This is a genomic window from Chitinophaga nivalis, from assembly GCF_025989125.1.
GTDB classification, from domain to species: domain Bacteria; phylum Bacteroidota; class Bacteroidia; order Chitinophagales; family Chitinophagaceae; genus Chitinophaga; species Chitinophaga nivalis.
In genome coordinates this window covers 8185710-8206880 of sequence record NZ_JAPDNR010000001.1, presented here as the reverse complement: position 1 = coordinate 8206880, position 21171 = coordinate 8185710, and the positions used below count along the sequence as shown (strand labels likewise).

20 protein-coding genes are annotated in these 21171 nt (G+C 45.6%); 8 read left to right on the top strand and 12 right to left on the bottom strand.

Annotated features, from left to right (window positions below; all coding sequences use genetic code 11):
* Positions 1-204: 204 nt before the first annotated feature.
* Complete coding sequence (locus OL444_RS30220) at positions 205-1161, top strand: D-2-hydroxyacid dehydrogenase (protein WP_264727073.1); 957 nt, start codon at positions 205-207, stop codon at positions 1159-1161.
* A gap of 231 nt (positions 1162-1392) precedes the next feature.
* Positions 1393-2115 carry a response regulator transcription factor gene (locus tag OL444_RS30215; RefSeq protein ID WP_264727075.1) on the top strand — a complete coding sequence of 241 codons (723 nt, stop codon included), beginning with the start codon at positions 1393-1395 and terminating at the stop codon, positions 2113-2115.
* A 100-nt stretch (positions 2116-2215) separates the two neighbouring features.
* Here OL444_RS30215 and OL444_RS30210 read toward each other — a convergent pair whose 3' ends face one another.
* Together OL444_RS30210 and OL444_RS30205 are read right to left on the bottom strand one after the other, a co-directional pair.
* A complete protein-coding gene (locus OL444_RS30210; protein ID WP_264727077.1) occupies positions 2216-2926 on the bottom strand; it encodes a YebC/PmpR family DNA-binding transcriptional regulator in 711 nt (236 codons plus the stop codon).
* A 143-nt stretch (positions 2927-3069) separates the two neighbouring features.
* The gene (locus tag OL444_RS30205; protein ID WP_264727079.1) at positions 3070-4569 is read right to left on the bottom strand and encodes an amino acid permease; all 1500 of its coding nucleotides are present in this window, start codon (positions 4567-4569) and stop codon (positions 3070-3072) included.
* 205 nt (positions 4570-4774) lie between these two features.
* Here OL444_RS30205 and OL444_RS30200 point away from each other — a divergent pair, with 205 nt between their 5' ends.
* From OL444_RS30200 to OL444_RS30190, 3 genes are all read left to right on the top strand, one after another.
* The gene (locus tag OL444_RS30200; protein ID WP_264727081.1) at positions 4775-6055 is read left to right on the top strand and encodes a dicarboxylate/amino acid:cation symporter; all 1281 of its coding nucleotides are present in this window, start codon (positions 4775-4777) and stop codon (positions 6053-6055) included.
* Positions 6056-6099: 44 nt separating this feature from the next.
* Entirely contained in the window at positions 6100-6786 is a 687-nt protein-coding gene (locus OL444_RS30195; protein WP_264727082.1) for a DedA family protein, read from the top strand.
* Between the two features lie 110 nt (positions 6787-6896).
* Complete coding sequence (locus OL444_RS30190; RefSeq protein ID WP_264727084.1) at positions 6897-8132, top strand: MFS transporter; 1236 nt, start codon at positions 6897-6899, stop codon at positions 8130-8132.
* Here OL444_RS30190 and OL444_RS30185 read toward each other — a convergent pair whose 3' ends face one another.
* The 3 genes from OL444_RS30185 to OL444_RS30175 form a co-directional block, all read right to left on the bottom strand.
* Entirely contained in the window at positions 8133-8594 is a 462-nt protein-coding gene (locus tag OL444_RS30185; protein WP_264727086.1) for a MarR family winged helix-turn-helix transcriptional regulator, read from the bottom strand.
* Positions 8595-8864: 270 nt separating this feature from the next.
* On the bottom strand, positions 8865-9806 hold the full coding sequence (gene mdh, locus OL444_RS30180) for a malate dehydrogenase (RefSeq protein WP_264727088.1): 942 nt from the start codon (positions 9804-9806) through the stop codon (positions 8865-8867).
* Between the two features lie 108 nt (positions 9807-9914).
* Positions 9915-10418 (bottom strand): peroxiredoxin family protein, encoded by a 504-nt coding sequence (locus OL444_RS30175; RefSeq protein ID WP_264727090.1) that lies wholly within the window; start codon positions 10416-10418, stop codon positions 9915-9917.
* Positions 10419-10610: 192 nt separating this feature from the next.
* Here OL444_RS30175 and efp point away from each other — a divergent pair, with 192 nt between their 5' ends.
* The 3 genes from efp (at position 10611) to accC (ending at position 13263) form a co-directional block, all read left to right on the top strand.
* Positions 10611-11177, top strand: coding sequence for an elongation factor P (gene efp, locus OL444_RS30170; RefSeq protein ID WP_264727092.1), 567 nt, complete (start codon positions 10611-10613; stop codon positions 11175-11177).
* A gap of 141 nt (positions 11178-11318) precedes the next feature.
* A complete protein-coding gene (gene accB / locus OL444_RS30165) occupies positions 11319-11804 on the top strand; it encodes an acetyl-CoA carboxylase biotin carboxyl carrier protein (RefSeq protein ID WP_264727093.1) in 486 nt (161 codons plus the stop codon).
* Between the two features lie 121 nt (positions 11805-11925).
* Positions 11926-13263: an acetyl-CoA carboxylase biotin carboxylase subunit gene (accC, locus tag OL444_RS30160; RefSeq protein WP_264727095.1), complete on the top strand. Its 1338-nt coding sequence runs from the start codon at positions 11926-11928 to the stop codon at positions 13261-13263.
* Positions 13264-13397: 134 nt separating this feature from the next.
* Here accC and OL444_RS30155 read toward each other — a convergent pair whose 3' ends face one another.
* The 7 genes from OL444_RS30155 to OL444_RS30125 all read right to left on the bottom strand — a co-directional run bounded on the left by OL444_RS30155 (position 13398) and on the right by OL444_RS30125 (position 21158).
* Positions 13398-14219, bottom strand: a complete 822-nt coding sequence (locus tag OL444_RS30155) for a hypothetical protein (RefSeq protein WP_264727097.1) — start codon at positions 14217-14219, stop codon at positions 13398-13400.
* A 96-nt stretch (positions 14220-14315) separates the two neighbouring features.
* Complete coding sequence (locus tag OL444_RS30150; RefSeq protein ID WP_264727099.1) at positions 14316-15140, bottom strand: hypothetical protein; 825 nt, start codon at positions 15138-15140, stop codon at positions 14316-14318.
* Between the two features lie 75 nt (positions 15141-15215).
* The gene (locus OL444_RS30145; protein WP_264727101.1) at positions 15216-16028 is read right to left on the bottom strand and encodes a hypothetical protein; all 813 of its coding nucleotides are present in this window, start codon (positions 16026-16028) and stop codon (positions 15216-15218) included.
* Positions 16029-16097: 69 nt separating this feature from the next.
* Positions 16098-16928 (bottom strand): hypothetical protein, encoded by an 831-nt coding sequence (locus OL444_RS30140; protein WP_264727103.1) that lies wholly within the window; start codon positions 16926-16928, stop codon positions 16098-16100.
* 97 nt (positions 16929-17025) lie between these two features.
* Positions 17026-17853, bottom strand: coding sequence for a hypothetical protein (locus tag OL444_RS30135; RefSeq protein ID WP_264727105.1), 828 nt, complete (start codon positions 17851-17853; stop codon positions 17026-17028).
* 95 nt (positions 17854-17948) lie between these two features.
* Positions 17949-18785 carry a hypothetical protein gene (locus OL444_RS30130; RefSeq protein WP_264727107.1) on the bottom strand — a complete coding sequence of 279 codons (837 nt, stop codon included), beginning with the start codon at positions 18783-18785 and terminating at the stop codon, positions 17949-17951.
* A gap of 183 nt (positions 18786-18968) precedes the next feature.
* Entirely contained in the window at positions 18969-21158 is a 2190-nt protein-coding gene (locus OL444_RS30125) for a glutamine synthetase III family protein (RefSeq protein ID WP_264727109.1), read from the bottom strand.
* Between the last annotated feature and the right edge of the window lie 13 nt (positions 21159-21171).

The window sequence follows — 21171 nt, the reverse complement described above, 5'->3', positions numbered from 1 at the left end:
AAGGAAATGTCAGTAAGCAGTCAAGGGTTGTAAACTGACAGTAAGGCGGTGTAAACAGGCAGTCAAGGTCCGACAGCGGGCAGTCAAGGTGTGTAAGCAGGCTATCATAAATTGACAATCGGATGATAAGACACGCCCACCGTTAATACAATTTGTTATGACGCATAATATTATAGGCCTAATTTTATCGCCAAAAAAATAGGGATGAAGAACATTGTTGTACTGGACGGATTTGCTTTAAACCCCGGTGACCTGGACTGGTCGTCTTTGGAGGCGCTGGGTAACGTAACGATTTACGACAGAACACCGGAACACCTGGTACCGGAACGGTCGAAACATGCGCATATCTTGTTAACGAATAAATCGGTGATCAGTGGAGCAACCATCCGGGAGCTGCCCCAGCTGGAATATATCGGGGTTATTGCTACAGGATATAATGTGGTAGACCTGGCGGCAGCGCGGGAGCGGGGTATACCGGTGACCAATGTACCGGCCTATGGTACGGCGTCGGTGGCCCAGCTGACTTTTGCGCTCATCCTGGAATTATGCAACCGGGTAGGCCTGCATGCGGATAGTGTACGGGCAGGGGAGTGGACGCGCAGCATAGATTTCAGCTACTGGAAAGCGCCGCTGACAGAGCTGGATGGCAAGACGCTGGGGATTATCGGCTTCGGGCAGATAGGGCAGGCCGTGGCCCGTATAGCGCTGGCTTTCGGCATGAAGGTAATCGTGAGTCATAAGTATCCGGAGCGGGACGCGATGGCAGGAGTGGCGTTTGTGAGCCAGGAAGTTTGTTTCCGGGAGGCGGATATCGTATCGCTGCATTGCCCGTTGAATGTGGATAACCGGGAGTTTGTCAATGCCGCGTTGCTGGCTACCATGAAAAAAAGTGCGTTCTTAATTAATACCAGCCGGGGACCTTTGATCCGGGAGGCGGATCTGGCGGCAGCTTTGGCAGCAGGTACGATTGCCGGCGCCGGACTGGATGTATTATCGGTGGAGCCACCGGCGGCAGATAATCCGTTGATCACGGCGCCCGGTGTATTGATAACTCCGCATATTGCCTGGGCTACACGCGATGCCAGAAGCCGGCTGATGATGACGGCCATTGATAATGTGAGGGCGTTTTTAGCGGGTCAGACCCGGCATGTGGTGAATTAAAACGGAGCGGGTAAAATTTTTTTTACGGAGAGATACCCCGCCGTTTGTTAAAACCTGTTTATTAGAATGTAGAATGACAACAAATCAAATTTAGTCGGTCCCTCGGGTTACCTTATCGTTGCACATCATGAAAATTCGGAGTCGATCACCCTTTTGTTGCCTATTACATTTAACTGATAACTTATGTATTAACTAACTGCTGAGATTCAATCATCCAAAATCACCCGCAATATGAAAACAGGCATTCTTTTCGTGGAAGACGATCAGTTCTTTGCGAAGGTTGTGAAAAGACAACTGGAGCGAGCTGGTTATGATGTAACCCTTTGTGAAGACGGTGAAGACGGTTGGGATCATTTTCAGAAAAGTATCTACGACGTTTGTTTACTCGACGTGGTAATGCCGAAAAAAGATGGTTTTACCCTTGCGCGTGATATCCGTTCCATCGATGAGAATATTCCAATCATTTTTACGACGTCCCGCTATATGGAGCAGGACAAAATGCAGGGCTTTGAATGCGGCGCCGATGATTATGTGACCAAGCCCTTTAATGTACAGGAACTCATCTATCGCATAGAAGTATATGTGAAACGCAGTAAACTCCTCCGGAGCGAAAAGCGGATCGTATATACCATGGGTAACCTGGTTTTTGACTATACTCAATTCAACATCAGACATAAAGATTCTGAAGCCCATGTTCGTATGGCCCCAAAAGAGGCGGAACTCCTTCGCTTCCTCTGCGAAAATTCAAATAAGAAATTGTTAAGGGAGCAGATCCTCAACAGCGTTTGGGGACAAGACGATTTCTTTACAAAACGGGTAATGGACGTTTACCTCACCCGTTTACGCAAGCACATTGCGCAAGATCCCTCCGTAAAATTGGAAACCTATCATGGAAAAGGCCTCATGTTCATTATCAATGAACTGGACCGAACCCACATGATTGCCAAAGCGTAAAAGCCAGGCCAGGAACTATTTTACCGTTCCAATCAGCAAAAACGTCCGCCTGTAATAGGCGGACGTTCTTGTTTGGTGGTAATATTATAAAAAGATAACCTTATTTCAGATTGTAGAAAACCTGCTGTACGTCGTCGTCCTGCTCCAGGCGGTCTACCAGTTCCAGCACTTCTTTCGCCTGCTCATCATTCAGCTCCACAGTGGTAGTAGGAATACGTTTCAGCTCAGAGCTGATCACTTCCAGCTTTTTATCTTCCAGCGCTTTGGCCATGTTACCATATTCGGTAAAGGCTGCCCGGATGATAATATTGCCTTCACTGTCTTCCCCGATTTCTTCCAAACCAAAGTCGATCAGTTCCAGTTCCAGCTCTTCTATATCCTGGCCGGCATTTTTAATTTTGAATTCACCTACACGGTTAAACAGGAAACCTACGGAACCACTGTTACCCAAACTACCGCCACCTTTGGTAAAGTGCATACGGAGGTTGGCTACAGTACGGGTAGTATTATCAGTAGCAGTATCTATGATAACGGCCACACCATGCGGTGCATACCCTTCATAAACCACTTCTTCGTAATCGGTCTTGTCTTTGCCCATCGCACGCTTAATGGCCGCATCTACGCGGTCTTTAGGCATGTTTACGCTCTTCGCATTGAGGATGCAGCGGCGCAGCGCAGGGTTGTTGTCGGGGTCGGGGCCTGCAGCCTTTACCGCAATGGCTATTTCTTTTCCAATTCTCGAGAATGCTTTGGCCATTTTATCCCAGCGGGCAAACATGGTCGATTTTCTTACTTCAAATATTCTTCCCATTTTGAGAGGTATATAATTATAGGTGACTTGTAAATTCAGAACGCAAAAATAAGAGATTCTGTATAAGTGAGAAAACAGCAAGGGGGAAAAGTGAAAATGAATGCATTTTCGCCTTTCCCCCTTGCTGTAAGATATATAATTAATTATTTATCCAACATTTTACGGGCTTTACTGTGTTTCACGCTATAACCGAAGTATATAATGAAACCAATGCCCAGCCATACAAATAAACGGGCCCAGTTTTCCAGTCCAAGGCTGATAATCATGGTTAAGCAGAAAAGTGCCCCCAGGATAGGAACAAATGGCACCAGCGGCGTACGGAAAGAACGGGGAACCTCCGGATTGCTCTTACGCATCACAATAACGCCGATACATACCAGTACAAAGGCAAACAGGGTACCGATACTGGTCATGTCGCCTACTACGTTGTCAGGTATGAAACCGGAAAACAGGGATACAAACACAAAAAACATCCATTGAGAACGGTACGGTGTACGGTATTTCGGATGCAGTTTGGAGAATACAGGCGGTACCAGTCCGTCGTTACTCATAGAGTAAAATACGCGGGTCTGACCCAGCAGCATCACCAGGATAACGGAAGAAAATCCCGCCAGGATAGCCACTGTGATAAAGGTAGATAACCACTGGTAACCAGGCATGTAAGTATCAATCGCATACGCTACAGATGCTTCACCACCTGCTTTCAGGAAGTCGGAGTAAGGTGCGATACCTGTCAGTACAAAGGAAAAGAGAATGTATAACAGGGTACAGATAGCCAGCGATACCAGGATACCGATAGGCATGTTCTTCTTCGGATTTTTGGTTTCCTGCGCAGCGGTGGAAACGGCATCAAAACCAATGAAGGCAAAGAATACCACCCCGGCTCCCCGTAGTACACCCGGCCAGCCATGATTCCAGAAGCGGGAGTAATCCACGATCTGACCATTGTGCATTTTTACCGTGCCGGCATCAGCTGCAATGGTGAAAGGCGTGTGGTTAGCAGGATTGATAAACTGCCATCCCAGGAAAATAAACAGCAACACAATGGCAACTTTGGTGATAACGATGATGTTATTCACAATAGCAGAACCGCTTATACCGCGGATTAGCAATAAGGTAAGCGCCAGCACGATAAACAGGGATGGTACGTTCATAATACCCTGTACGCCGGCGTCGGAGGTCTCAAATGGGCTATGACACCATTCATAGGGAATGGTAATGTGGAAAACATTGGTCAGCAGTTTATTGAGGTACTGCGACCACCCGATAGCTACGGTAGCGGCGCCTAATGCATATTCCAGCACGAGGTCCCAACCGATGATCCAGGCAATAAATTCTCCCAGAGTAGCATAGGAATAAGTATAGGCACTACCGGCAATAGGGATCATAGAGGCAAATTCTGCATAGCATAATCCTGCCAGTGCGCATCCGATAGCGGCAATGATGAAGGAAATAGTGACAGCGGGTCCGGCATGCTGTCCGGCAGCTGCCGCTGTTCTTACAAACAAACCGGCTCCAATGATAGCGCCGATACCGAGGGCAATCAGAGAACCGGCACCCAGCGTTCGCTTGAGTCCTTTTTCTGAGTCTGATGCTTCGGAGAGTAAAACAGAGAGTTGTTTTTTAGCAAAGAGTTTGCTCATAGCAATCTTATTGTGGTTGACGTGTTAAGGTAGTTTAGTTTGTTGTTGATGGTTGTCGGTCGCCAAATATAATATCTAAATTATAAACGATTACTTTTATTTTGCCCGCTCAGGTTCGTTTTTAGCTGCTTAACCTTATTTTTGGGAAATTTTCCATTAGCAACATACATTATTAAATTTTTTAAAGAAGAAATACCGGCTCTGCATGAAGAAATCATCAAACGTATTGACATTATATATTTTTATAGCCATGGTAGTTGGTATCGGCACCGGTTACGCCGTATTCCTCCTCTATGGCAATGCAGATGCTAAAACCCCCGGATTCGCGCAGGAATTCGCCGATAAAATTTCTATTCTTACTGATATATTTCTGCGGCTCATTAAAATGATCATTGCTCCATTGGTATTTTCCACCCTGGTAGTGGGGGTGGCGAAGCTGGGCGATATCAAAGCAGTAGGCCGTATTGGCGGTAAAACGATGTTGTGGTTTATCAGTGCAACCTTTGTATCATTGTTCCTGGGATTGGTGCTGGTAAACATCCTGCAACCAGGGGTATCGCTGAATTTACCGTTGCCGGATGCACATGCCGCAACGGGAATTGCCAAGGCAGATATGTCCCTGAAAGGCTTCTTTCACCACGTGGTACCGGATAGCGTGATCAGTGCGATGGCTACCAATGAAATATTACAGATCGTTGTATTCTCTATTTTCTTTGGGGTAGCCGCTGCTGCCATCGGCGAAAAAGCGATGCCGGTTGTCAAGTTACTGGATAGCGTGGCGCACATCATGCTGAAAGTAACCGGCTTTGTGATGAACTTCGCACCATTTGCTGTATTTGGCGCTATGTCTGCCATCATCGCCATCAAAGGGCCTGGTGTATTAATTACCTACGGTAAATTCATCGTACAGTTTTATGGCGGCTTATTCAGCCTGTGGATAGTACTGGCATTGGTAGGATGGCTGATTTTAGGTAAACCCGTATTTAAATTACTGAAACATATTAAAGATCCGTTGTTACTGGCTTTTGCCACTGCCAGCAGTGAGGCGGCTTACCCCCGCACCATGGAAGAACTGGAAAAATTCGGATGTGATAGCCGTATCGTAAGTTTTGTATTACCGCTGGGTTACTCTTTTAACCTGGATGGTTCTATGATGTATATGACCTTTGCCAGCCTGTTTATAGCCCAGGCTTATGGTATGCACCTGACTATTGATCAGCAGATCACCATGCTGCTGGTACTCATGATTACCAGTAAAGGTATTGCCGGCGTTCCCCGCGCATCGCTGGTAGTAATAGCAGGAACCCTGTCTATGTTCCATATTCCGGAAGGAGGACTGGTATTGTTGCTGGGTGTGGATCACCTGCTGGATATGGGCCGTTCTGCTACCAATGTAATCGGTAATGCCATGGCTACAGCAGTAGTTTCTAAATGGGAAAATAAGAACGCCGGCGAAATTGCTAACGCTACCTTAACAAAAGTGTAACAGATTAATTCATATTTTACCGATTCTGAAACTGAGTATTTAGCATGGACCAGATGATTGAGTTTTTTAAACACCTCATTAATCCCTCGTGGATTATTGAACATGGTGGACTGTACCTGTTGCTGGCAATTATTTTTGCAGAAACAGGCTTGTTTATTGGATTTTTCCTGCCGGGAGACTCCCTGCTGTTTGTAGCAGGTATCTATGGGGAAGACCTGAGCCGCAGCTTCTTTGATATGCCCCTGGTGGTACTCATGTTGCTGATTGCGGTAGCAGGGGTGCTGGGAAATATGGTGGGTTTCTGGTTCGGTCAGAAATCCGGTCCGCTGATGTTTAAAAAGAAAGACACGTTTTTCTTTAAACAGAAACACCTGCATCAGGCCCACGATTTCTTCGTTAAATATGGTGGCGGCGCTATTTTCTTTGCCCGCTTCCTGCCGATCATCCGTACGTTTGCCCCGATTGTGGCAGGTATCGTACAAATGGACCGCAAAAAATTCATGTTATATAATGTCATCGGTTCCTTTGCCTGGGTATTCTCTATGATGCTGGCAGGGCACTACCTCGATAAACTGTTCCCAGGTCTGAAAGATCGCCTGGAACTGGTGATCCTGGTGATTGTACTGGTTACTACCTTACCGGTGTTTATCAAACTGATTTTTGGTAAAGCCAAACCGCGGCCACACGATCCGGCCGAAGAGAAGCCGGAAGTCACCGATTCCGCGGTGTAAAAAAATACTACATAGTTGTAAAAAAAATACTACAAAAAGGACCTATATGGTCCTTTTTGTTTTTATATTACAGTTATCAACCAATAACTGACGTTTATCAACCAAAACAAATGAAAACCGAAAGCCGTTCCGTTTCTATTTTTAATATAGCGGTGATCGTGGCATCACTGGGCTATTTTGTAGACATTTACGATCTCCTGCTATTTACCATTGTGCGGGTACCCAGCTTAAAGGAATTAGGCCTGCCACAAAGTGAAATCGATGCCGGTGCGGGATTGCTGCTGATCAACATTCAAATGCTGGGACTACTCGTCGGCGGTATCTTCTGGGGGATCATCGGCGATAAAAAAGGACGACTCAGTGTCTTATTCGGTTCCATCCTTATTTATTCTGTTGCCAATATTGCCAATGGTTTTGTGCATAGCATCAATGGTTATCTGCTGTGGCGCTTCGTGGCAGGCTTCGGCCTGGCCGGAGAACTGGGCGCAGGGATTACCCTGGTATCAGAAATACTACCGAAGGAAAAGCGCGGCTATGGTACCATGATTGTGGCTACAGTAGGCGTTTCCGGTGCGGTGGCGGCCAACCTCATTGCCAAGCTGGTAGAAAACTGGCGGATCTGTTATTTCATTGGCGGCGGACTGGGATTGGCGTTGCTGATCCTGCGGGTGAGTGTAATGGAGTCGCAGATGTTTAACCAGGTGAAGGCAACTTCGGCGGCGAGAGGGAGCTTTTTTTCCTTATTTACCCAAAAAGACCGTTTTTTGAAATACCTGAAATGTTTATTGTTAGGTACCCCTACCTGGTTTGTGGTAGGTATCCTGATAGCTTTCTCCAATAAATTTGCGGCTATCATGCAGGTACAGGGCAGTATTAATCCTGGTGACGCAGTGGCTTTTTGTTATGCCGGGTTAACGGTGGGCGATTTTGCCACCGGTTATCTCAGTCAGGTATGGAAAAGCCGCCGGAAGGTGATGCTGTTATTCCTGGTGTTCACGGCTATTATGGTGGCCATATACCTGAATATGCACGGCGCTACGCAGGCGGCATTTTATACGGTATGCACCCTGCTGGGATTCAGTGTGGGCTTCTGGACTATTTTCGTCACCATAGCTGCCGAAAGTTTTGGTACGAATCTGAGAGCCACGGTGGCTACGACGGTACCTAACTTTGCCCGCGGCATGTTACCCTTGATTTCTATATTGTTTATTAAAACACAAAACTACTTTACGTTCTTACAAAGCGGAGCTATTGTTGCAGTGATCTGTATTGGGATTGCGGTGATCACCGCCTGGAAGATCGAAGAAACATTTGGGAAAGATCTCAATTACCTGGAAGAAATATAATTAATGATAGCTTTCGAGCATTTTGTCCAGCAGTTTATTGAGCTGCTGGACTTCTTTTTCATTCAATGATTTGAATGCATCGTCCAGCCGGCCGAGTTCTGTATCAATGGTTTTAAGCAGCTCCAGTCCTTTGGCCGTGATACGCACATCTACTGCACGCCGGTCCATTTCGCAGCTTTTACGTTCTACGAGGTCTGTTTTCCGCAGTCTTTCTACCAGCCGGGAAACATCGCTCATTTTGTCCAGCATTCTTTCCTTTAATACGTTGATACTTGCCGCTTTAGGGTGTTGGCCACGCAGAATACGCAAAATGTTGAACTGCTGCATGGTGATATCATATTGCTTAAAAAATTGCTGATGTCGGGAGGTGATCCAGTTACCTACAAATATGAGGCTGATTAAACCCCGCTGGTTTTCATTTTCGAAGGTTTTTTGTGTGATTAGTTTTTCAAGATTAGACATATACTCAGAGTTAAACTAAATGTGATGTAACGGTTTGGAAGGCTTTCATTTATACCGTGTTAGCACCTTCTATCAAAATTACAATTCTTTTTTAACACTGAATCCGCTTCCAGAGGGAAAATAATATTAAAAAAAATTACGAATTACAGTTTAAAAATTACGCACTGTAAGTAAGATATAAAGGAGATTGTATGAGCGGCTCATAGCGGATGATCTTCCCGGGTATCTTGCTTGCAGTGCGTAACCAATGCTTTAAACGTGATTTTCTTCCTATGCAGTAGCAGACTGCATTTTATCCAATACGTCCATCACTTCTTTTACGTGTTGGGCGGAAGTATTCAGGGAAGCTTTTTCTTCATCGTTGAGTTGCAGTTCAATGATTTTTTCGATGCCTTTTTTGCCTAAAACTACAGGTACTCCCAGGTAAATATCTTTCAGGTTATACTGGCCGGTGAGCCATGCACATACAGGGAATATACGTTTTTCATCTTTTACGATGGCTTCTACCATCTGTGCTGCTGCAGCACCTGGTGCGTACCAGGCGGAAGTGCCCAGGAGGTTTACGATTTCGCCGCCGCCTACTTTGGTGCGTTGGATGATCGCTTCGAGTTTATCTGCTGCTACCAGTTCTGTTACCGGAATACCGGCTACAGTAGTGTAACGGGGCAGTGGCACCATGGTATCGCCGTGGCCACCCATGAGTATTGCCTGGATATCTTTAGGTGAACAGCCAATTTCGTCGGCCAGGAAAGCACGGTAACGGGCAGTATCCAGGATACCAGCCATACCGAATACTTTGCTGCTGTCTTTTTTGGCAGTCAGGAAAGCACAATAGGTCATCACATCCAGTGGGTTGCTCACTACAATAATAATGGCTTCCGGAGAATGTTTGGTGATATTTTCGGTAACAGATTTTACGATGTTGGCATTCGTAGAAATCAGGTCGTCGCGGCTCATACCAGGTTTACGGGGTAAGCCGGAAGTAATTACTACTACGTCACTGTTGGCTGTTTTAGCGTAATCGTTGGTAACGCCGGTAACTTTGGTGCTGTAATAATCGATGGGAGCCTGTTGCCAGGTATCAAGTGCCTTTCCTTCAGCTGTTCCTTCCTTAATATCCAATAAAACCACCTCCTGCAGAAAATCTCTGTGGGCCAACACGTTGGCACAGGTTGCGCCCACATTTCCGGCTCCTACTACGGTAACTTTCATTTTGTCTATAGCTTTAAAAGTGAAGAATGATTGTGATGAATGTAATTAAACAAATGTAATGATTCGGCACTATATAAACAGTTCGTTCCGCGACAATTTAACGCGATATTATTTGTTCAGGAAATACAGCAGGGAATCTACCTTAGCTGTTCCCTCAAAACCCTTTACGAAATGCTGTTTTTTATCATATATATATAATCCCGGGAAATATTTCAGGTCATAAAAGTACATGATCTGGCGGGTGGGTTCACTGGCCATGATGATATTCGGATAGTTTTTGATATTATAACGATCATAATATTCCTTCATTTGCTCTACCTTGAAGGGGGTTACCATCAGGATCTGTGTTTTTTTGAACTTGTCAATATCTTTCAACACTTCTTCGGTCAGGTGCTTACAGTGATCACAATCTACGCTGAAAACAAATACCATGGTTTTTTCATTTTTCCGCAGGTCATTTTTGGTAATGATGTGTCCATCTACCATCGTCAGCGGAAAAGCCGGAATAATTGGATATTGCAGATAAGGTGGTTTGGTAGTGGTGGCAGTAGTGGTTTGAGCCTTTGCTAAAGCGGGCAGCCAGCATAAAATAACTAGAATCAGGTAACGCATGGTCAGAAAAAATTGCTTGATTTAATGTTCAATTTACCCCTTTAATGTGATTTATTGGAGAAAAAAGCCGAAAATTGGGTTGAAAAGGCGCGAATCTCCCTATTTTTGGGAATTAGTTGCTCGTTCATATGCGAAAATTTTTACTTTTGCAATCCGTATAAATTTTTAACTTAAAATCCGTAACCTAAATTTATGGCTACCACCGCAGATATCAGAACAGGATTAATCATCAAACTGGAAAACAGTTTGTATTCTGTTGTAGAGTTTGGTCAGAATAAAACCGCCCGTGCAGCTGCAAAGGTTTGGGCTAAATTGAAAGGCGTTGACAATAGCCGTTCCATAGAGCATACCTGGAATTCCGGAGATACCATCTTCCCGGTGCGAATTGAAAAGAAAGCTTTTCAATTCCTGTACAAAGACGATACTGGTTATAACTTCATGGATAATGAAACTTTTGAACAAATCATTATGCCTGAAAACACCATCGATGCCCCTCAGTTTTTGAAAGATGGTCAGGAAGTGAGTGTACAGATCAACACTGAAACAGATCAGTTTATGGCGGTAGAACTGCCGGATAAAATAGTAATGCTGGTTACTTACTCCGAACCAGGTGTAAAAGGCGATACTGCTACCCGTACCCTGAAACCGGCTACCGTTGAAACAGGTGCTACTGTAATGGTTCCGCTGTTTGTGGAAGAAGGGGAGAAAATTCGTGTGAACACCAAAACCGGTGAATACATCGAGAGAGTAAAAGAATAAACTTTTTATTGGGATTTTTTTATTTAACTGTTTAACCGGAGACTACTGCTGTGACATCACTTGTAGTGGCGCCCTCCCGGATAATAGGAATAGAAAAATCCCTACATATTTTATATAATTTCTAAACCAAAAACTGTCTACATGGACTTTAAACAGATTCAGGAACTGGTAAAAATGATCAACAAATCAAATATCAGTGAACTGAGCATTGAACAGGACAAGTTTAAGATTACAATAAAACAGAAAGATAACGAAGTACAACAGGTTATCGCAGTGCCTGCCGCCGCAGCGCCTGTACAAACAGTAGCCGCTGCAGCTCCTGTAGCAGCCCCTGTAGCCGTTGCTGCTCCTGCCGCCACAGCACCTGCTGCCGCTGCTAAAGCAGACAACCTGGTTACTATCAAATCACCCATGATCGGTACCTTCTACCGCAGCGCTGGTCCAGACAAAGCTGCTTTCGTAAACGTTGGTGACGAAGTAGCTTCCGGTAAAGTAGTTTGCATTATCGAAGCCATGAAATTATTCAACGAAATCGAAAGTGAAGTGAGTGGTAAAATCGTGAAGGTATTGGTAGACGATGCTTCTCCGGTAGAATATGATCAACCTTTGTTTTTAGTTGAACCGTAATAATAGCATCTGAATATAAGCAGTTAGCCTTTAGCCGCTGGCATCCGTGTCAGGTTAAAGGCTAACTGCTGAAAGTCAATTGCTACAAGCTAACCGCTATTATTAACTTATAAGGAAAACAATGTTTAAAAAAATATTGATTGCTAACCGTGGCGAAATTGCCCTCCGGATTATCCGTACCTGTAAGGAGATGGGAATCAAAACGGTGGCAGTTTATTCTACAGCAGATAAAGACAGCCTGCATGTGAAGTTTGCAGATGAAGCGGTATGTATAGGCAAACCGCAAAGCAGCGAGTCTTACCTGAACATCCCTCACCTGATGGCTGCAGCGGAAATCACCAATGCAGACGCTATCCATCCCGGATACGGCTTCCTCGCCGAAAATGCCCGCTTCGCAGAAATATGCGGTGAACATGGTATCAAGTTCATCGGACCCACACCGGATATGATCCGCAGAATGGGTGATAAAATGACCGCCAAAGAAACCATGATTGCTGCCGGTGTACCGGTTATTCCTGGTTCCGAAGGCCTCCTGGAGAGCGTAGAAGAAGCGAAAGTAATTGCGCTGAAAATGGGTCTCCCGGTAATCATCAAAGCTACTGCCGGCGGTGGTGGTAAAGGTATGCGTGTGGTATGGGAAGAAAGTGAGCTGGAGAACGCCTACAACATGGCTAAAAATGAAGCCCGTGCTGCTTTCAATAACGATGGTATCTACATGGAGAAATTCGTGGAAGAACCCCGTCACATTGAAATCCAGATTGCAGGTGACCAATACGGCAAAGTATGCCACCTGAGTGAAAGAGACTGTTCTATCCAGCGTCGTCACCAGAAACTGGTAGAAGAATCTCCTTCTCCTTTCATGACACCGGAACTGCGCGAACAGATGGGTGAAGCAGCGATCAAAGCTGCCAGCGCCATCAACTACGAAAGCGTTGGTACCATCGAGTTCCTGGTAGACAAACACCGTAACTTCTACTTCATGGAAATGAACACCCGTATCCAGGTAGAACATGGTGTAACAGAAGAAGTCATCAATTTTGACCTCGTAAAAGAGCAAATCAAAATTGCTGCGGGTATTCCGATCTCCGGAAAAAATTATATGCCACAGATGCATGCCATCGAGTGCCGTATCAATGCGGAAGATCCTTACAACGACTTCCGTCCGTCTCCCGGTAAAATCACGGTATTACATATCCCAGGCGGTCACGGTGTGCGGGTAGACTCCCACATCTATGCCGGTTATGTGATTCCTCCGTACTACGATTCCATGGTAGCGAAAATCATCACCATGGCACAAACCCGCGAAGAAGCGATCAACACCATGGAGCGCGCACTGAGCGAATTTGTAATCGAAGGCGTGAAAACAACCATTCCGTTCCATCAGCAACTGATGCGCGACGAGAATTTCCGTAAAGGCAACTTTACTACCAAATTCACCGAAACGTTTAAGTTAGTATAACCGGATTTCCTGATCTGGTATTAAGCATTACCTGTTGTGAAAAAGCGATCGCTCTTCACAACAGTGTAATGCTTAATTTTTTTAGGGAATTACGTCCCTGTTGAACTGATACCGGCTGTCATTTTTTTGATAGCTTAATACCCGTATTTGATGTTTTCGATCGTCTCGAAGCCAACTATGCCGAAATAGTAGAAAAAATCAGCGTTAGGGACGGGCATGCTGGTAGGCAAGCCGTATATATTGTAACTGGCAGCGATGAAGGGATTATTGGTACTGTAATCCTTACTGATGAATTGCCAGACAGGATGCAGCCGGTGTGGATTGAACTTATCATCGTAAACCGGGTAGGTATTGCTGCCAGGATTTTGAAGGGAATGCTTACCCTGCTCACGTACATTGATCTGATAAGCGTTTCCCCGACTGTCGTAATGGTAGGTTGTGACAACGGTATCGTGATAAGGACCAGTTACTTTCCTGGTTATTTTGATAATTCTGTTAAGTGAGTCATAAGCATACATGTAGAAATCGTCGATATACGTAGCATTGGGCCTGGGGATAAGCTCGCCATGTGGTCCGAAGGAGCCATAAACATAGATGCTATCCTGAATAATCCTGTTTTTATTGTCGTGCACAAATTTATGCCAGGCATGGAAAGGATCCTCTGTTTGTTCACGGTCGTAAAAGAACTCAATCATGTCGGTGAGGCGATTGTGCCGGTCATATCGCAGTTTGTAATGAGGGTAGCCGGTGCCGGATTCTGCCCGCAATATCCTGACCGGGTAGCCGGCGCTGTTATAGGTGATCTTCACGGAATCACGACCATAATGATACACCCGGTTACCTGCCCAGGAAAGCAATTTTAAGCCCTTATGCGGTGGCGGAAAGGTGGGAGGAGCCGGTTTTACACAACTGGCAAGGATAAGCGTTAACAACACTAAGAGATAGTTTGATTTCATGGTAATAAGGATTTAATAATGGAATAAATAGCGGTGCTGTATGTTCAGTGGTACTGTAATAACCCGTCGTTTGATTGACAGCCGGTATCGTGTTTTTTAGTAGCCATATTTGATGTGATCAATCGTCTTGAAACCAATGATGCCGAAATAAGAGAAATAACCCAGTGTTGGATCAATAGGAATGCTGGTGGGTAAGCCGTATATATTGTAGCTGGCGGCATTGAAAGGATTATTGTTGTTATAATCCCTATCAATGAATTGCCAGACAGGATGCAACCGGTGCGGGTTAAATTGATGATCATAGGTAGGGTAGATGTCTGCATTCGGATATTGCAATGAATCCGTATTGGGCTGGCGTACCTTGATCCAATAAACATTTCCCTGACTGTTGTAATGGTAGTTGGTAGTGATATCATCACTGTTGAGATCACCCATCTTCCGCGTCATTTTTACCATCCTGTTTTGCGCATCATAGGCATAGGAGTACAGGTCATCGATACCTGAGCTATGTGGCCTAGGTAGCGGGCCATGAGGTCCGAAGAAACCAAAAACATAGATGCTGTCCCTTATAATCCTGTTTTGGTTGTCGTGAACAAACTTATGCCAGGCATGGAAAACATCCCCTATCTGTTCATTGGTACCGTAGAATTCAATGAGGTCGGTGAGCCGCTGTTGCTGGTCATATTGCAGTTTGTAATGTGGATAACCGGTACTGGTGTGTATCCGCTGTATCCTGACCGGGTTACCGGCCCTGTTATAGGTGATCTTCACAGAATCACTGCCATCGTCGGGAGCAGCCACACTAGTGCCTTTCCAGGAAAGGATCTTTAATCCGGTATGCTGCGGAAAGATGGTAGGCGCCGGTTTCACGCAACCAGCAAAAATAAGCGTTAATAACGCTAAGAGATAGTTTGATTTCATGGTAATAAGGATTTAATAATGGAATAAATAGCGGTCTTGTATGTTCAGGGATACCGTAATAAATTGACGGTTTTTTTAATAGCCATATTTGATATGATCAATGGTGATAAAACCAAATAAACCGAAGTAGAAAGAAGGTGTTGTTTTAGGTGGAATAGGCACGCTGGTGGGTAGTCCCAGCTTATTATAACCGACAGCGATAAACGGATTATTGGTACTGTAATCCTGATCAATGAACTGCCAGACAGGATGTAATCTGTGTGGATTGAATTTGTCATCATACACCGGATAAGTGTTGAGTGCCGGTTCGCCGTAAGGTCGCTGTTCATTGATCCAATAAGCATTACCGTGTTGGTTGTAATGATAGGTAGAAATAGTAGCATTCGTGGCGTGGCCACCTACTTTTCTGGTCACTTGTACAATCCGGTTGAGCGAGTCGTAGGCAAACGTAATCACATAACCAAGATCCACCTGGTTGCCACTTCTGGGTATAGGACCGTGCGGGCCGATACGACCAAAAACATACACGCTATCCAATGCGATCCTTTGTTGTTTGTCGTAATAATATTGATGCCATTCGTCAAAAATATCTCCGATGGCTTCTGCGCCAATGGTAGAATTAATCAGCACCCGCAGCCGGTCCTGCTGATCGTACCGGAGCTGATACTGTGTAATGCCGGTACTGGTATGTGCCCGCTCTACCCTGATCGGATTGCCTTTACGGTTATAGGTAAACCGAACGGAATCTGGACCATCATTCGGTGCCGCAATACTGGTGCCTTTCCAGGAAATAATTTTTAAACCGGGATACTGTGGATAGGGAGTAGGAGTAGGTTTAAGGCAACTGGTTAGCGCAAGCGCTAAAAAGATAATGGTCAATTTTTTCATGTTGCAGGTCAATAAAAATGATGGCAAAAATGCCTTACGCATAATGATGATATGCGTAAGGCAATCGTATTAATTGTATTTAATCACCAGGTTGTTAAAACTGTTCAATCCCATGTATATTAATCCGTTAGGATTGCTGACGATGCCAGGAACGTCATTGGGTAAGCTGTAGATGTTGTAGGAACTGGCGGTAAACGGATTGTTTTTACTGTAGTCCCTGTCTATAAACTGCCAGAAGGGATGCAGCCGGCGCGCATTGGTTTTAGTATCATAAGTAGGGTAGGTGTCGGTCACGTTTGGTGTGCCGGCATTGTTTTTAAAAGGATAGCTGGTATAGGTGATTTTATAGGCATTTCCCAAAGAATTATAATACCAGTCGATGGTATAATAAGGCGCCGTAGGAGAAAGCCCCATCGCCATTTTAATGATCCGGTTACTGCCGTCATAGGTATACCGGAAGATGTTACCCAACGTGACTTCTGTTTGGTCAGGGCGTGGCAGGGGACCATGCGCACCGATCACCCCAAAAGAATAGGTGGAATCGAGCACAATTCTACCCTGTGGATCGTAAGATAATCTATGCCAGGATTCAAAGTAACTGCCGATGCTTTCTCCGCCATTATATTCCCAGATAATATCTGTAAGTCTGTTTTGTGCATTGTAGCGGAGTTCATAACCCGGGCTGCCGGTACCAGTATAACCGCGCTTTACCCGGGTAGGATTTCCCAGGCTATTGTAGGTAATCACTGCAGAATCCAGCCCGGGGCTGGACAAATAACTTGGCCCAACCAGTTTTAAAATCCTGGTACCGGCAAGGCTGGGTTGAAGTTGACGGGATGCATCCTGTTTGGAGCAGCTGACCAAAACAATAGCCAGCAGGAACAAAGTGATTTGTTTCATGGGGAATAGAGATTTATGGAAAGATAAAAAAACAGTCAGGATACCATACAGCATGATGGCTGATATGGATTATGCGATGTAACAGCAGGTAGTGCGGTTAATGCGCATATTTGATTTCGTCGATAGCGGAAAAACTATTTATACCTAGTATGTTGAGGTATTCTTTGGGATGGATAGGAATGTCGAGCGGCAGGCCGTAAATATTGTAGGCCGTTGCCTGAAAAGGATTGTTACGGCTGTAGTCGAGGTCTATCAGTTGCCATACGGGATGCAGCCGCCGGAAGTTGACTTTATTATCGTACACCGGGTATCTATCCGTATCCGGGTAGGGCAGGGAATCCGGTTGGTGCCATACATCACGTGTGTGGATGCGGTAAGCATTGCCGGCGCTGTTGTAGTACCAGGTAGTTGTTATGGTATGTACGGGACCCACTTCCATGGATGACCGGTTGATGCGGTGTTGGGAGTCGTAGGAAAAGGAGAAAATATTACCGATGGTAACGGCAGGTTGTCCGGGCCTGGGGAGGGGATCCTGTTGCCCGATAACACCGAAGGAATAAGTGGTATCAGCGATGACCTGGTTGTAACGGTCATAATGGTAGCGGTGCCAGATTTCGAAGTAGTCCCCAATGTTTTCGCGGCCATTGTATACGCCAATGATATCTCTTAACCTGTTTTGGCGATCGTAGCGCAGTTGAAAACTTGGGCTGCCGGTGCTGGTTTCACCTCTCACGATGCGTATCGGGTTACCGGCGTTGTTATAGGTAATGATGATGGAGTCGCGGCCGGGTGCATAATTATTCCGGCCTTTTATATCCGTGATCCGGAGCGGTGGTGTGTAGGGGAATCCGGCAGGGTTGTTTTTCAGACAGGCTGTCAACAGCGGGAGTGCTGCCATTCCCAGGAGTAATACATGTTTTTTCATACAGGTAAAGGGTTGGGCAACATACCGTATTACGTGCCTGCCGCCTGGATGGGGGAGTAGCGTAATACGGTAGGTGCAGGGTTGATGAACATTGTTTATTGTTGATACTTAATATTCAGCTCAGCAAAGTTCAGCAGGAGAAAACGTAATCCGGTTTTAGGATCTGTATTGATGCGGGTGGGCAGTCCGTAAACATTGTAGGTAGTGGCAATAAAAGCATTGTTGTTGTTATAATCGCGGTCGAGGTATTGCCATACAACATGCAGCTGGTGCGGATTCACTTTGTTGTCATATACCGGGAAGATATCATGACTGTAGTTATAGCTGGAATCGGTGCCCGTGCTGACCCAGCTTTCATTGATTTTATTGGCGTTGCCTTTGGAGTTGTAGTAGTAGGTCGTAAAGAAAACGGGGTAGTCATGACCACGGGTTTCGGTGGTGCGAATCAGCCGTTTCTGTGCGTCGTACGTATAGGTGGTTACGTTGGATACCTGCAGGCCGGGAACATTGGGATTGCCGGGCAGCGGGCCATTCGGGCCGATGATGCCAAAGGAAAAAGTCGTATCTGCAACGAGGCAATTGTATGCGTTGAAGGTAAGTTTAGTCCAGGTTTCAAAATAAGGATTGCCGGTTCTGTAGGCGCCAATCACATCTTTTAACCGGTTGGCGGCATCGTACCGGAGCAGGTAGCGGGGATAGCCGGTACCTACCTGAGTAGGGGTAATACTCACAGGATTGCCGAAGGCGTTGTAACTGATTTCGGCAGAATCCTGTACGCCGGAATAAGCAATGGTACCTTTCAGTTGCAGTATTTTACACTGCTGGCCTGAAGCAGCAGGAAATTGCAAATAATCAGTTTTGATGCATCCGGTAAACAGCAAGGAAACAATAGCTATGAGGGCGCAAGGCGCAGCTATGACATGTTTTTTCATGAGTAGTCATTTATTGAGGGTGTAATTGATGGTTAACAGTTAAAAATTAAAAGACGGTAGTATTAATTTTCTGAGGGTGTATGGTATGTTAGGGTGCTTAAAACTAAGCAGAATAATTGATAAAACAAAAAAGCCCCGGATGAAAATCCGGGGCTAATCATACACCAAAACAATCTTACGGTTTTATCGCAAGAAAAGCAGCTCTCTGTATTTGGGCAGTGCCCATTTTTTGTCATCCACCAGGAACTCCAGTTTGTCGGAGTGGTAGCGGATAACTTCAAAGTACGGCTTAATCTTTTCACAATAGTCGATCGCCTTCTGGCGGCTGTCGGTCAGCTTATTAGCTACCTTACGCGCCTCGATCATAGCCTGTACATTTTCACTGATCGTATTAACGTGTTCAGCTATTTTAGCGGCAATTTGTTGTTGAGCTTTAGACGCGCTATCATCCAGTCCGATTTCTTTCAGGCCGCGGATGTTGCTGATCAGATCATTGAGATAACTGAACGCAGACGGCAGAATCGTATTGGTAGCGAGATCGCCGATTACACGGGCCTCGATCTGTACTTTCTTCACATAATCTTCCAGCAATATTTCGTGACGTGCGTGTAGCTCTTTTTCATTGTAGACACCCACTTCGGTAAAGAGTTTGGTTGATTTCTCAGTTACCATGGCGTCGAGTGCCTGTGGAGTCGTTTTGATATTAGGCAAACCTCTTCTGGCAGCCTCTTTTTCCCATTCTTCACTATAGCCGTCTCCTTCGAATAATACTTTTTCCGAATCTACAATATATTTCCGAAGAGTTTGCATAATTGCAATTTCTTTTTTCTCGCCTTTTTCGATGAGACTGTCTACTTCGGATTTAAAGTCGGTGAGGGTCTTGGCCATGATGGTATTCAGCACGGTCATGGCGGAAGCACAGTTAGCTGTAGAACCTACCGCGCGGAATTCAAACTTGTTGCCGGTGAAAGCAAAAGGAGAAGTACGGTTACGGTCAGTATTGTCCAGCATCAGCTCCGGAATGTGGCGGTGCAGATCCAGTTTCAGGATGGCTTCATCCTGCTCATCGAATTTATTATTTACCCGGTTTTTCACTTCCTGTAATACTTCAAAGAGGTATTTACCTGTGAAAACAGAGATGATAGCGGGAGGCGCTTCGTTGGCACCCAGGCGGAAATCATTGCTGGGAGAGGCGATAGAAGCTCTCATCAGGTCAGCATAATCATGTACCGCTTTGATGGTGTTTACGAAGAAGGTGAGGAACATCAGGTTGGTCTTCGGTGTTTTACCGGGAGCCAGGAGGTTAACACCAGTGTCTGTAGCGAGGCTCCAGTTGTTGTGTTTACCTGAACCGTTGATGCCTGCAAATGGTTTCTCGTGCAGTAATACCTTCAGTTTGTGACGTTTGGCCACTTTATTCATTACGTCCATCAACAGGGAGTTGTGGTCCACCGCGATGTTGATTTCTTCAAATATAGGAGCACATTCGAACTGGGAAGGTGCTACCTCGTTGTGGCGGGTTCTTAATGGAATACCCAGTTTGTAGGATTCCATTTCAAAGTCGCGCATGTAGGCATAGGCACGTTCCGGAATAGCGCCGAAGTAGTGGTCTTCCAGCTGCTGACCTTTGGAAGGAGCGTGACCTACCACGGTACGGCCGGTCATGATCAGATCAGGGCGGGCGTTTGCCATGGCTTCGTCTACCAGGAAGTATTCCTGTTCCCATCCGAGGGTACCGGTTACTTTGGTAACGTTTTTATCGAAGTAGTTACATACATCTACCGCCGCTTTGTCGATAGCTGCCAGTGCTTTCAGCAAAGGAGCTTTGTAGTCGAGTGATTCGCCGGTGTAGGCAACAAATATAGTAGGAATGCAGAGTGTTTTACCATAACCCTGTTCCAGGATAAAGGCAGGGGAAGATGGATCCCAGGCGGTGTAGCCGCGGGCCTCGAAAGTAGCTCTCAGACCACCGTTCGGGAAACTGGAAGCATCTGGTTCCTGTTGTACCAGCGCGTCGCCGTCGAAGGTTTCCAGGGCAGTGCCATCCCCTTTCAGGGTGAAGAAGGAGTCGTGTTTTTCAGCGGTGGTACCGGTTAAAGGCTGAAACCAGTGGGTGTAGTGGGTAACGCCTTTTTTCATAGCCCATGCTTTCATTCCGGAAGCAATTTGCTCGGCCATTTTACGTTCCAGCTTGGTGCCATTTTTTACTGAGTTCATCAGGCTTTTGTAGGCTTCATCGCTCAGATACTCCCTAACAATTTTTCCTGTAAAAACGTTGCTGCCAAATACATCGGTAATTTTACCATTGTGTTCCGGGAGCGTTAAGTCTACGCCAGCTAATCCTTCCAGCGCTTTGAAACGTAACGATTGCATGCTGTAAAATATT